Origin of the sequence: Achromobacter sp. ACM01, assembly GCF_014851745.1 — a bacterium.
Lineage (GTDB): Bacteria > Pseudomonadota > Gammaproteobacteria > Burkholderiales > Burkholderiaceae_B > Achromobacter > Achromobacter aegrifaciens.
This window is the reverse complement of the sequence record NZ_JACVAF010000004.1, coordinates 265,205-279,821: the sequence shown is the minus strand read 5'-3', so window position 1 is coordinate 279,821 and position 14,617 is coordinate 265,205. Positions and strand designations below refer to the sequence as shown.

Genomic DNA, 14,617 nt, shown 5'->3' with positions numbered 1-14,617 from the left:
TCATGTCCAAATTCCGTTCCGCCATCGTGTGGCTCGTGCTGTATACCCAGGTCTGGACGCCGGTCCTGGCGCAGACGCTACCTATCTCAGTGGACCGGAATGCTCCGGGCCAACGGCCAGTGGTGGGCGTGACCAACGGGGTGCCGGTAGTGAACATCGCGCCGCCTTCCGCGGGCGGGGTGTCGAACAACAAGTTCACGGACTTCAACGTCGGCCGCTCCGGCGTGGTGTTGAACAACAGCGGCGGGGCCAGCCAGACGCAACTGGCGGGCCAGGTCGCGGGCAACCCCATGCTGGGCAACCAGCGCGCGACGACCATCCTGAATCAGGTCACTGCCCCCAATCCGTCGCAGCTCGCCGGCGCGCTTGAAGTGGCGGGCAACCGGGCCAATGTCATCGTCGCCAACCCGGCCGGCATCACCTGCAACGGCTGCGGCTTCCTGAACGCGGACCGCGCCACGCTCACCACCGGCAAGCCCGCTGTCGGGCCGGACGGCAGCATCGGTCTGGACGTCGCGAGCGGCAAGATCCGGGTCGAAGGCGACGGCCTGCTCGGCGGGAACGTCGGCCAGGTGGACCTGATGGCGCGCACATTGGAGATCAACGCGGGCATCTGGGCGCAGCGCCTGAACGTAACGGCGGGTGCATCGCGGGTGGATTACGGCTCTGGCGCGGTGTCGGCTCGCGAAGGCGAGGGCGCCGCGCCTGCGGTGGCGCTGGACACGGCGGCACTGGGCGGCATGTACGCCAACAGCATACGGCTGATCGGCACGGAAGCCGGCGTGGGCGTGAACGTGGGCGGCAATCTCGTGGCGCTTACGGGTGATCTGGAGGTGAGCGCCGCCGGGGACCTGCGCATCACTCCCAGCGGCACGGTGCAGGCCGCGAAGAACTTGCAGATGGCGGCGGGCCGCGATCTTGAAGTCGCAGGCGCGGCGCAGGCGTCGGGCACGGTGGCTTTGCGCGCAGGCGGGCAAGCCGCGGTTCGCGGGGCGGTGAGCGCGGGCGGGGAACTGGCGGTCAACGCCCTGGGCGACGTGACCGTGGGGGCGCAGGGCAGCCTGCAGACCCAGGACGCGCTGCGTGTGGTCGCAGGGCGAGACCTGGCCTTGTCGGGCTCTCTGCTGATGGGCGATCAGGATTTGAGTGCGCAGGCTGGCCGTCATGTGCGCGCCGGCATCACGACCGTGGTGCCGGATCCGATGCCGCCCGTTACCGGCGGTTCGGATTCGGGCGGCGGCACGGCAACGGACGCCGGTTCAGGTACAGGTTCGGGATCAGGTCAGGATGGCAATCCGCCGCCCGCGAAATCTGGCGAGACGGCAGCGGGCGATGGCTCCGCGGGCCTGGTGTCGGCCAAGGGGACGGTGGCGCTACAGGCCGCACGAGACATCCAATTGCCGGGCCGCGTCGTCGCATCGCGCGAGTTGCAGGTCCAGGCCGGCGGCGAGCTTTCATCCACTGCGGGCGCGAAGTTGCAGTCGGGCAAGTCGATGAGCCTGCGCGCGGGCGAAGACGTAAGCCTGGCAGGATCGGCGTTGACGGATGGCGCATTGTCCATCGACAGCGCGCGCGGCCTGAAGGTGGACGGCAGCGCGCTGGCCTACGGCGGCGCGCTGCAGATGCGCAGTGGCGGCGATATCCAGCTGGGCGCCGCCAGCAAGACGCAGGGACGCGTCGTCGACGCCGTGGCGTCGCGCGACCTGCGGGCCGGCGGAACCATGGCGGCGGCGGGCGACGTCCGCCTGCAAGCCGGCCGCGATACGGCCGTCTCCGCGGCCATCGGCGCCGATGGCGACCTGACGCTGGAAGCGCGGGGCGGCATGCAGGTGAGCGGGCAATTGGCCAGCACCGGCAAGGCACGGCTGCAAGCAGGCGGCGACGCGGCGCTGACGGGTAGCGTGCGCAGCAATGGCGACCTCGACGTCCGGGCGGACGGCAAGCTGTCGCTAGATGGTACGGCCGGCGCCACGGCTGGCGCGCTGAGGCTGGCATCGGCCGGCGACCTGAGCATCGGCGCGGGCGGCGTGGCGCAGGCGGGCGGCCTGGCGGACCTGCGCACGGGCGCTGCGTTCCGGTCGGCGGGCGAGGTGTCATCGGTGCAGGCGTTGACGGTGGTGGCCGCAGGCGATGCCGCCGTCGATGGCAAGCTGCTTGCCGGAGGTCCGCTGTCGGTGGATAGCATCGGCAAGCTCGTCGCGGGCGCGGGTTCCATCCTGCAATCCGAAGGCGCGATGCAGTTGCGGGCGGGACGCGAACTGACGCTCGCTGGGGTTGCTGAAACCAATGCGGGATTGGCGTTTCAGGCGGGTCAGGGCATGCGCATCGACGGCAACGCTCTGGCGTATGGCGGCACCTTGTCGCTTGCCGCCGGCGGCGATCTGTTGCTGGGGGCTGCCAGCCGTACCCAGGGCGTAGGCATCGCAGCACGAGCCGACGGCGACCTGACCGCAGCCGGCGCCATGGGTTCACGCGCAGACATCGCATTGACCGCCGGCCGCGACATATCGCTCGCCGGCAAAGGTTCGACGGCCGGGAACCTGGATCTGCGGGCCGCGCGCGACTTGCGAGGCAATACGCAGGCGCAGTGGGAAGTCGAGGGCGGCGTGGCGGCGCAAGCCGGTCAGGATCTGGCGCTCGCGGGCGCATTGCAAAGCAATGGCGGCATTGAATTGATCGCCGCGCGCCACGCAACCGTGGATGGCACGTTGACCGCCGCCACGGGCGCTTTGCGCTTGGCAGCAGGGAGCGACCTGGCGATCGGCGCGCAAGGCCGCGTGGCGGCCAAGGGGCGTGTGGAAGCCCTGGCGGGCGGCGATCTGCTGGTCTCCGGCGCCTTGAGTTCCCTGGATGAATTGTCCGCGCAGGCGGTGCGCAATGCCACGGTGAGCGGCAAGCTGTATGCCGCGGGTCCGCTGGATCTGCGTGCGCGCGCCGATCTCGCCCTCAGCCAAGGCGGGCATGTGCAGAGCGACCGGACGCTGCGCCTGAACGCAGGCCAGGACCTCACATTGGCCGGCACGACGTTGACCGATGGCGGCATGACGCTGGAAGCCGTGCGCGATTTGCGCGTGACTGGTGATGCGTTGGCTTTCGGCGATCGCTTGCGCGCATCCGCCGGGCGGGACTTGTCGCTGGGCGCTGCCAGCAGATTGCAGGGCAAAGGCGTGAGCCTGGACGCGGCCCGCGACGCGCGGGCCGACGGCACGCTGGTGTCCACGGCCGATGCGGCGCTGACGGCCGGCGGCGATGTCGCGGCCCAAGGCACGATCAGCGCAGACGGCAGGTTGGACCTTACCGCTGGCGGGACGGCGCAAATCGCCGCGACGGGTCGGATCGAGTCGGCTGATGTCGCGCGTTTGAGCGCCGGCGGCGACGTAATCATGACGGGCGAGCTGCGCGGCAATCAAGGCGCGAGCCTGCAAGCCGCAGGCGACCTGAAACTGGATGGCGTGGCCGCCTCGGCCCAGGGCGAACTCGCATTGCGCGCCGGGCGGGATATGGCTTTTGGCGCCGGCAGCCAGGCGCTGGCTGGCGGCGCATTGAGCGCACTGGCGGGCGCCTCCCTGACAGCTGCCGGCATCGTGTCATCGCTGGCCGATGTGGCGCTGGACGCGGCCGCGGACCTGACGCTCAAGGGCCAGACCTTGGCTGTGGGCGATCTGCGATTGCGTACGGATGGGACGCTGGCTTCGACCTCGGACGCGCGCATACAGGCCGACGGCTCGGTGGTCGCGGACGCGGCCACGGCCGCGCTTGCCGGCCAGTGGATCGCCGGCCGCAGCGCAGATCTGCGCACCCGCGGGGACTTGAAGGTCGACGGTTCCGTCCTGGCGCGCGACGGCGCGCTCTCTGCTGTCAGCGGCGGCGATCTCGCGCTGGGCGCGGCGGGCGCGTTGCAGGCAGGCGGGCTGCTGGAGGCGCGGTCCGGCGCCAAGCTGATTCTTGACGGGACCCTCTCCGGCGAGAAGGATATCCGCCTGACGGCCACGACGGATGCGCTGTTGAACGGCAAGACGATCGCCAACGGCCTGTTGAACGTCACGGCTGGCGGAGATCTGCGCGTGGGCAAGGACGGGCTGGCGCAAGGCAGCCGCAGCCTGATGCTCGACGCGGGACAGGATCTGCATATCGCGGGCACCGCCGGCACGGCAGACGGCGCGGGCAGCGGCGGCACGCTGCGTGCACAAGCGGGCCGGGATCTCTTTGTGACCGGCGTGGTGACCGGCGGCACACCAGCCAGCCTCGCGGCGCGCAGGCATATCGGCATCGATGGCACCGTCACCGCGCTGTCTGGCGGATTGACGGCCGACGCCGGAGGCGATCTGGAAGTCGCTGCCGGCGGCCGCATGCAGGCCGCCACGGACCTGTCCCTGCTCGCAGCGGGAGATGTCGGCACCGACGGCACGCTGGCTGCCGGCGGCGCGCTGATGCTGCAAGCCGGGGGCGACGCCAGGTTGGGTGGCGTGGTGGCCGCGTTGGGCGAGATCGCCACGTCCAAGGCTGGCGACATGTCCGTGTTGGCGGGGCGTGACCTGATCGTCAAACAGGGCGCCCAGGTGCAGGCAGCAGGCGCCTTGAACGCGCTCGCGGGCCGCGACCTCTTTGTCGCTGGCGCTTTGGCGTCGGTGCGCGACCTGGCCTTGGCGGCTGCACGCGATGCGCGAGTGGAAGGGTCCGTTGCCAGCGATGCCAATCTGACCATGAGGGGCCGGAATATCGTAGTGGGCGCGAACGGTCTGGTGCAGGCCGCAAACAAGCTCGCCGCGACGGCGGACGAATTCCTGGACGTGGCGGGCCGCATGCTGGCCGGCCGCGAACAGGCCCTGACCGCAGGTGACCGCGTCAAGATTGATGGCACAGTCGCGGCGCTGCAAGGCGACCTGTCGCTGCAGGCCGCGCGCGGCGATCTGACGCTCGGCGCCGGTTCGCAGGTGCAGGCGGGCGGCGTCCTGGTTGCCGCTGCGGGCGGCACGTTGCAGACGTTGGGGTCGGCTTCCGCCGGCCGCGGTCTGACGCTGCGCGCGGCCAAGGACGCGCTGCTCGGCGGCATCATCGCCACGCAGGCGGGCGCGCTGTCCGCCAGTGCGGCGGGCGACTTGCGGATCGCCGCCGACGGCCGCTTGCAATCCGCGGCCGCACTGATCCTGGACGCAGGCGGGAAGCTCGCCAATGCGGGCGTGGCCGTGGCGGCCACGAATGCCACCCTGACCGCAGGCTTCTCGCTCGCCAACACCGGCGCGGTGCTGGCCGGCGGCGATCTCGACGTTCGCACCCAAGGCCTGCTGGACAATGCCGGCAGGCTGGCTGCGGGCGTGGGCGCGGATGGCGTGCTCAATCAGCCAGGCAGCTTGCGTTTGACGGCAGGCTCCATTCAGCATGCCGGCGCCAGTCTCGCCGGCAAGGACATGACGCTGACGGCCACGGACTCGGGCGCGGCGGCGGGCGATATGTCGCTCGCGGGCGGTACGCTGTCGGCCAACAATCTGATGACGCTGTCGGCCAAGGGCGATATCGACACCGCCGGCGCAACCCTTCATGGCGGCGGCCTGGACTTGTCCGCCGCCAACTTGCGCAACGCAGGCGGCAAGATCACCTCCGCCGGCGATGCCCGCATCGATCTGGGTGCGGGCGGGACGCTGGACAACACCGGCGGCCTGATCGCGGCCGCGGGCAACGCGCGCATCAATGCGGGTACGCTGGACAACCGCGATGGCACGGTGGCGGGCGGCGACCTGAACGTCACCGTCGCGGACACGCTCAACAACCAGCGCGGACTGATCCAGGCCGATCGGACGCTGACGCTGTTGGCGTCCCGCCTGGATAACCGCGACACGCTGAATGGCACCGGCACGTCCGCGCGCGGCGTGTTGGGCAAGATCGTGAGCATCGTGGCCGACGGGGTGGACAACCGGGGCGGCGCCGTCAACGCGGGCGAGAGCCTCGCCATCAAGACCAGGGAGGTCGACAACACCGCCGGCGAAGTGGTCTCGCAGGGCGACGCGCGCATCGAGACCGACACGCTGAAAAACGTGCAGGGCAAGGTGTTGGCCGGCAAGAGCCTGGCCGTCATCGTCAAAACCCTGGAAGGTCTGGGGGTGGTGGAGTCCGCCGGCGATCTTTCCTTCGAATATGCCGGCGCGCTGAACCAGAGCGGCGACATCATCGCGGGCCGCGACCTGAACCTGGCGGTGGGTGGCGCCATGGACAACAGCGCCCGGCTCAGCGCCGGCCGCGACCTGAACATCAAGGCCGACTCGTTGCACAACCAGGCCACGGGCGAACTGCTGGCGGGGCGCAACAACAACCTCAACGTCACCAATGGTCTGACCAACGAGGGCTTGATAGACGGCGGCGTCACCAACATCAGGGCCGGCAGCCTGAACAACCTGGGCCGCATATTCGGCGACGCCATTTCCATCGGCGCGGGTACGCTGGTCAACGACGTGGGGGCGGGCGGCGGGGCCGTGATCGCCTCGCGCGGCGATCTGGATCTGGGCGCCACCAACCTCGTGAACCGCGAGCATGCGCTGATCTACGCGGCGAAAGACCTGCGCATCGGCGGCGCGCTGGACGCCATTGGCCGCGCCGTCGGCCAGGCCGTGTCGTTGATCAACGCATCGGCCACCATCGAAGCCGCCGGCGATGCCCGCATTTCGGCCGCATCGCTGATCAACCGGAACGATCACTACGCCAACGAAACCGTGGTGGTGTCGTCCAAGCCCAAGGTGTACTTCACGCCAGAAGGCACGACGGACATGTACGACGCCGAAACCAACTGGCTGTGCGACGAAGTCACGCCCATGTGCAGCAAGGATCCGGCGTGGCTGAATGACGATCCCGAACGCAAGCTGTTGTTGCCGTCGACCAAGTACCCGGCGGATCGCTACGGCCCTCCGTTCGATTATGTGCCGCGCACCAAAGGCAACGCGGGCCGGGATGTGCCCATTCCGCCGGCCTATGCCAAGGCCTACGACGTCTGCTCCGGCGGCGATAACGGCGGCGACTGCACGCAAGTGCCCGAAAAGTTCAAGTATGCCAACGATGCGCGCGTATGGGCGGTCTTCGGCGTGACTCCGCCCGCGGGCGATATGCCCGTTTGGCGGGAACCGGATCGTCCCTGCAGGACGAGTGCCGAATGCACGGCGGAAAGCGAACGCCGCAAGGCTCACGACGAGGCCTATGCCGCCTACAAGGCCCGGCATTTGGAACTGGACGCGCGCATCCACGAGTTCAACGCCGACCACGCCAATCGGTTGGTGGGCAATTTCACCTACTACCAGGTGACCGAAACCGTCACCGAATCGCGCACGACCTCCACCGATCCCGCCCGCATCCTGTCGGGCGGCAATATGACGCTGACCGGCGCCGTCACCAACGACAAGAGTCAGATCGCGGCGGGCGGCGCGTTGTCGATATCCGGACCGGAAATCAACAACATCGGCGCCGGCGGCACGCGCACCATCACCCGCAACGGCACGGCAACCGTGACGCAGGAGCGCCGCCGGGACCGCAAGGAATACTCCACTCCCTACACCGTCACGCTGGCCGCCCAGCCCATCGAATTGCCCATCGCCACAGCGGGCGGCAATGTGCAGGTCGGCCTGAGCGGCAAGACGCCCGGTTCTACGGCGATCGGCAAGCCGGGCGCGGTTCAGGTCGCCAGCCTCGACCTCCCGGGCGGCAAGGCCGTCCGCACCGTATCCAATCCGGCCAGCATTCCCGACAGCCAACTGTTCACCATCAACGGCCGGCCGGACGCGCAGTACATCGTGTCCACCGATCCGCGTTTCACGGGCCAACCCCCCTACGTCTCCAGCGACTATCTGTTCGACCTGCTGCGCCAGCCCGGCGCGTTGCCGGGAACCTCGATCGACAACACGGCAGGCGCGGGCGCTGGCCTGACGGGAGATCGCAAGCAGGGGGACAACCCGTCTGGCGGCGTCAACGCCAATACAGGCGCCGATGGCCATGTGTCCGGCGGTTCCTCGGGGACCGGGGTTGCCGCCGGCGGCGCGCTGACCGGGTCCCGGCTGGGCGGTTGGGCCGCGCTGATTCCGCCGGGCGCCAAGTTCCTCACGCCCTCGGGCCAACCCAGGCGCCTGGGCGACGGCTTCTATGAACAGAAGGCGGTGTCCGACCAGATTCTGGCCACCACCGGCCAGCGCTTCCTGGAGAACTACAGCGACAACGACGCGCAGTACAAGGCCTTGCTCGCGGCTGGCGCCAAGTTCGCGCTGGACAATGGCGTCAAGCTTGGCTCCGCGCTTACCGAGGCCCAGCAGCGTCAGCTCACCACCGACCTGGTCTGGCTGGTGGAGCAGACCGTCACCCTGCCCGACGGCAGCACCGAGACCGTGCTGGTGCCGCAGGTCTACCTGGTGGTGCGCGAAGGCGACCTCAAGGGCGACGGCACGCTCATGGCCGGGCGCGATGTGAAAATCGCCGCCGAAGGCAAAGTCACCAATAGCGGCACCATCGGTTCGCGGCAAGCCACCGTCGTCACCGCCGGCAACATCGTCAACCAAGCTGGCGGCACCATTCAGGGCGGCAGCGTCAATCTCGCCGCGCGGGAAGACCTGGCCAACATCGCGTCCCTGATCAAAGGCGACAAGGTCGCCCTGACCGCCGGGCGCGACATCGCGCTGACCTCGACCGCCGGTTCCGAAAACCACGGCAGCACCTGGGGCACGCACCTCACCGGCGTGGCGCGGGTAGAGGCGGGCACCCTCGACATGCAGGCCGGCCGCGACCTGACGCTGACCGCCGCGCAGGTCATGGTCAAGGACGACGCGCGTCTGCAAGCCGGTCGCGACATCACGCTGGCCACGCTGACGGAAAGCCATGGCGAAAGCATGGCGCTCAACCGGCGCAATCGTCATGACCTGAGCACCAGCAAGGAAATCGGCTCCGTCATCGACGCCGGCCGCAACCTGACCCTGATCGCAGGCCAGGATGTCAACGCTCGTGCGGCCGATGTCACCGCCGGCAAGCAGTTGGCGGTCGCGGCGGGGCGCGACATCAACCTGACCGCGGGCGTGGAGACGGGCTCTGCGCGCGACGAGGTCCACTACAAGACCAAGGGCTTCCTGTCTTCCAAGACCACCCACACCATCAAGTCGGGCGACTGGACGCAGGCGCAGGGCTCGACCTTCACCGGCGATACCGCCGTGCTGATGGCCGGAAGGGATTTGAACGTCATCGGCTCCAACGTCGGCGCGCAGAAGAACCTGGTCATGAACGCCGAGCGCGACGTGAACATCCTGCCCGGCGCCAACACCACGGACAGCTATGACTACAAGAAAGTCACCAAGTCCGGTCTCGGCGCGACCGGTGGCTTGAGCTACGGCAAACGCCAGCAGACAGACTCGCTCGATGGCAAGAAAGTCTTCCACACGGCCAGCACCGTGGGCAGCGTCGAAGGCGACGTGCTCATCAACGCCGGCAAGACCTTGAATATCGTGGGCAGCAACGTGGTCGCGCCCAAGGGCGACGTGACCCTGATCGGCCAGCAGGTCAACATCGCCGCCGCCCAGGACTCCGCCCGTGAAAGAGAGTTTCACGAGGTCAAGCAAAGCGGCCTCAGCATCAACGCCAAGAACCCCTTGCTTGATGCCATGCAAACCGCGAACCGCATGGGCAACGCCGCCGGCAAGACCGACAACAAGATCATGAAGGCCCTGGCCTTGGTGACCACGGGCGTGGCGGCGGTCAACACCTACGATGAAGTGATGGCGGACCCGCAGAGCGCGGGCGGCGTGACGCTGAGCCTGGACATCGGCAGCAGCAAGACCCAGACCATCACCAACCGCAACACGACGTCCTCGGTCGGCTCCAACATCGCGGCGGGCAAGGACCTCACCGTCATCGCCAAGGGCGCAGGCGCCGATTCGGACATCACAGTCACGGGTTCGCGGCTGTCCGCCGGGAACAACGCCTTGCTCAAGGCGGACGGCGACATCCTGCTGCAAGCCGCGCGCGACACCTACGAACAGCACACCCAGAACAAGAGTTCGGGCGCCAGCGTAGGCGTGGGCGTGACGGCGGGCAGCAACGGCGTCGGCTTCGTGGCGACCGCCGGGGCCAACGCCTCGCGCGGCCGCAGCGACGGCAAGGACACCACCTGGACCAACACCGAGCTGACCGCGGGCAATGTGCTGGCGCTGCAATCGGGCGGCGACATCTCCTTGATTGGCGCGACGGGCCGCGCCGATCAGATCATCGCCGACGTCGGACGGGACCTGCGCATCGAGAGTCTGCAGGACGTCATCACCTACGACTCCAAGCAGCAGGGCGGCGGGGTGCAGGGCAGCCTGTGCTACGGCTATTGCAAGAGTTCGGTGTCGGGCAACGTCTCGCAGACCCGGATGAAGAGCGACTACAAGTCGGTGGAGGAGCAGTCCGGGCTGATGGCGGGCGACGGCGGCTTCGTGGTGGACGTCAAGCGCAACACCACGCTGATAGGCGGCGTCATCTCCAGCAGCGACCAGGCCGTGGCGGATGGTCTGAACCTGCTGAAGACAGGCACGCTGGTGGCCGAAGACGTGAAGAACGTGGCGCGCTACAAGGCCGACCGGATCTCCCTGAGCGGCGGCAGCGGCGGGGCGGGGACGCCGGTGGCGCTTGGAGCCTTCGGCGAAAACGACTCCAAAACGCTCAGCGGCATCAGCGGCGGGACGGTGGAGATCCGGGACGTTGCGGGGCAGCAGGCGCTGACGGGCAAGAGGGCAACTGAGACCATCGCGTTGTTGAACCGCGATACGAGCGACACGTTGAATTCGTTGAATCCGATCTTCGATAAGGATCAGATCGAGGCGGGTTTCGACATCGTGGAGGAAATGGGGAAACAGGCGGGGCAGTTCTTCGAGAATCGAGCGGCAAAGGCGAAGGCGCTTGAAGAGGCCTTGAAGAATGAACCCGAGGGTCCGCGCAGGGATGAGCTGAAAGCGCAATACGAAGACGCCAAGAAATGGGAGGCTGGTGGCGACAGTCGTCGTTGGTTCACTGCAATAGCCGGCGCGGTGAGCGGCAACGTCACCGGCGCTGTCACCGAAATGGTGCAGGCGGTAGCGGTCAACTATCTGCAAGGGTTGGCGGCCACCGAAGTCAAAAAGTTCATATCCAATCTGGGCGATGGACCGCAAGCGGAAGCGGCGCGCGCCGCGTTGCATGCGATCGTGGGCTGCGCCGGGGCGGCGGCTAAAGGCAACGACTGCGGCGCGGGAGCGTTGGGGGCTGGAGCCGGGTCGGTGTTGAATGCTCTGCTGGGCGAGACGTCAAAGCTCAACCCTGAAGAGAAGGAGCAACGTAGCAACCTGATCCAGTCGCTGGTGGCAGGGATGTCCAAGGTGGCTGGCGTCGACGGCGCGGAAGCGGTGTTCGCGGCGAACAACGAGACGACGAACAACCGGCTTGCTGTCGATGAACATCAGTCTCGCTTGGCCGAGATGGAGGCGTGCGGAACCACGAAGTGCCGGGACGAGGTAACGGCAAAGTACAGAGAGATATCGACGCAGCGGGGTCGCGAACTCCAGGAATGCGGGGTCGACTGCGTTGAGATAGCGCATGAGCTCACGCAACGTCTGGCCGAATCCACCCAGCGTCAAGGAGAGCTGGTAGAGAAATCTAGAAGCGCTCAGGGTCTAAGCACTGCCGAATTAGAAGAGCTCGAAATCCTCCGTTTCGGGATGCCCTTGCTCGTGGCTGATCGCTTTACCGCCATCAAAAGAGGCATGGAGCGTGGAAGTGAGGAAGCGAAGCAGCTGTTTTGGGAAAGCCTGGCCGAGGAAGGGATACAGGGTGCGGCGGCCGGTGCTGGAGCGATAGGCGGGAGAGCGGCGAAGGGAGGAAAGGATGGTTCTACTACTGAGTCGGGCAAGGGGGGCGGTAAAGGAAGCCCGCTGCCTGTGCCGGAGCCTGTGCTTGCGTCGAATGGGTTGGTTTACAAATCGAATGACAAGCACACTCGTGGGGTGTTTGGGAACAGGCCGAATGCCGGATTAGAGCCGAGAAACTCGCTGGGTTTGTTTGAATCTTCCGTTTCCCCTGAAGAGGGTGGGAAGCATAGATATGCCAAGGATGAAAACGGAAATGTGCATCGGTTTTCGGACGGCAATGATGGAAAATGGCACTGGACGGGGAGTACCGCAGATAGAGATAACTCGTTGAACAAGAGCGCTATTCCTATCGATGTGAAACGAAAACTTGGTTTATCCGGAAAGTGGGGGTGAATGTGATTTTTGGTGATACATACAAATTTGCGATCCTTATGGAGCATATACCTGTTTGGGGTTCGAACTATCGGAATGGACTGTTTTATTTTTTTATCGGCGGAGAGATGTTTCCTGAAGAAATGCATACAGCCACTTTAGACGTGGATGTGTGTATGTTAGACGCTAAAAACGCACTGGTCTCTTTTCCTGAAAATCGCGAATTATTTGAGGCAGACGCAAAGGTTGCTTTCAATCATATGCTGGGATTGATTTCCCCAGAGCTAGTAGACGAGGACGCCGATGTTCCGGATGATTTTAATTCGTCCTATTTATATCAAGCAGCTACCCAAAACATCTACGATGCAGGATGTCATGTTTTTTGCGTTGCTTATGGCGATGAGGTGCGAATTATAGGCGCGAAAATAAGCCAATTTTTGAGAGATGCGACAGGAAGAGGCTACTGGTCGGCAGTTCCTAATATTAAATATTGGGATGTGTATATAAATAAGAGTGAGGTTGAAAAGATAATATCTGATGCCGTAAATCACTACAAAAAAATTTGAAAATAGAGTGTTGCGTTATTCTTTAGTGCCCAGGTGGCCTCGTTAATTTTTCCAGGCATAGGCATGCCTTTTGGCGAAAGGTATCTGTGAGGGAGGCCAGGTGTCAGTCCGATTTTTCAATCAAGTTTCGGCCAGAGGCAGGGGCCAGGGTGGGGGGGAAAATCTAGTCTTTCTGGAAAGCGAAGATGAAAGCGGTTTTGGTGATTCGTATAGGTTGGGATTCTCTGGAACATATCCCTGTTTGAAGTTGCTCCTTAAAAGAGCGCGATTGAAAGAGCAAGAGTCAGAGTATCGCCAATCGCATGAAGGCATCCTTCGTCGATGCCACCGAAAAAAAAATCTAGAAATCTGAGTTGGATAAAAGAATGAGCTTCAGCATGGATTTGTCCCATGAGGTACTGACGAGGTTTGACGAGGAGGGGTTGCTCGGAGAGATAGAAATCAATGGGTACAAGGAAAATTTCTTTTCTCCAGTGAGATTCTGGTCTCGCATGGATTATCTGAAGAGTTGGAAGAAATCACTGGATCAGGGGTTGCAAAGTCATGGGCATGCGGCTCTGGCAACCTCTATGTATGATCCGAATTCATCCAATTTCGTATTTTGCTGGGTAATTTATATTGAAAGTGAGCAGGCCTACATTCAAAATCATGTGATATTTTTGAATGAGTTGTCTGTTCCATTTGTTCCGGAAGATATAAATCTACATATTTATCCGAGGGAGGAAATCAGTGAGGATGGGATGAAGATTTCTCAGTGGAGCGTTGATACTGCCTCGGTTGCGCAGTTTTCTGAAATGTTGGGGAAGTGGATTTCAGAAAATTAAACAGTCCATCTGAAACGACACAAGAAAGATGCCGCGCCACCCGTCATGAAACTGGGCGTAATCCGGACGATAGGGTGAGGGTGTTTTAAACGGTGAGAGCTGGCGTATTACCCACTGCTGTAAGACTTCATCGGCCGGATCCAACTCTCCAGCAGCAATTGGGCGATGGCGGATGCATCCAACCCGCTGAAACAAAAACGCCAGGCATCAATAGCCTGGCGCTCAAGTGTGCCGCCAACACCTGGCGGCGGCGACTCCGAAATCGCTACCCTCGATTCAAACCGGCCACCCATCCTGCCGATACGCCGAATCCCAGAACATCCATTCCAGCTGCGCGGCACGCGTATACGCCGCGTGCATCTGCTCCAACGTTTCGGCGGACGCCTTTTCGGCGACGCGGTCGACCGTGGTGATGACTCGGCGCACCAGGGCGTGGAAGTCCTCGCAGGCATAGGCCTCGATCCAGGCGGAGTAAGGATTGGGCTGCGCCGCCCGCGCATGGATTTCGCGGCCGATTTCGGCATAGATCCAGAAGCACGGCAGCAGGGCCGCCAGCGCTACCGGGTACGGCGCGCTCCAGGCGGTGGCGATCAGGTAGCTGGTGTAGTGGTGGCAGGCAGGCGTGAGCGGTGTGGCTTCGAAGGTGGCGTCATCGATGCCGAACTGCTTCAGGAAGCCCGCGTGCAGGGTGCGTTCGGCCACCACCGCGCCCTTGGCGGCGTCGGCGAACTGCACCACGCCGTCGGCGTCGTCGGCCTTGGCCGAAGCGATGGCCAGCGCGCGCCCGAATGCGACCAGGTAGTGCGCGTCCTGGATCATGTAGTGCTTGAACGCGTTCTCGTCGAGCTGGCCGCTGGCCAGTTCGCGGTTGAACGGCATGTCGCGCGTGGTTTCATAGAGTGCGGCGTTGCGCGCCCAGGCGTCGGAGCTGAAAGACATGGGATTCCTCAAGACAGACTGTCGGCGCGCGGCTGCGCGCCGGTCGATAAAAGCGGGCTAGGGTATCAAAGCATGCGGG

4 protein-coding genes are annotated in these 14,617 nt (G+C 64.8%); 3 read left to right on the top strand and 1 reads right to left on the bottom strand.

Annotated features, from left to right (window positions below):
- The first annotated feature begins 2 nt into the window (after positions 1-2).
- From IB268_RS21695 to IB268_RS21685, 3 genes are all read left to right on the top strand, one after another.
- Positions 3-12,230 carry a hemagglutinin repeat-containing protein gene (locus IB268_RS21695; protein ID WP_192354786.1) on the top strand — a complete coding sequence of 4,076 codons (12,228 nt, stop codon included), beginning with the start codon at positions 3-5 and terminating at the stop codon, positions 12,228-12,230.
- Entirely contained in the window at positions 12,227-12,775 is a 549-nt protein-coding gene (locus tag IB268_RS21690) for an immunity 42 family protein (RefSeq protein ID WP_217481766.1), read from the top strand. The genes IB268_RS21695 and IB268_RS21690 overlap by 4 nt, the downstream gene beginning before the upstream one ends.
- Before the next feature lie 365 nt (positions 12,776-13,140).
- Positions 13,141-13,599 (top strand): hypothetical protein, encoded by a 459-nt coding sequence (locus IB268_RS21685; protein WP_175181516.1) that lies wholly within the window; start codon positions 13,141-13,143, stop codon positions 13,597-13,599.
- Between the two features lie 276 nt (positions 13,600-13,875).
- Here the strand turns inward: IB268_RS21685 and tenA are convergent, their stop codons facing one another.
- Entirely contained in the window at positions 13,876-14,538 is a 663-nt protein-coding gene (tenA, locus tag IB268_RS21680) for a thiaminase II (protein ID WP_054456962.1), read from the bottom strand.
- Positions 14,539-14,617 lie beyond the last annotated feature (79 nt).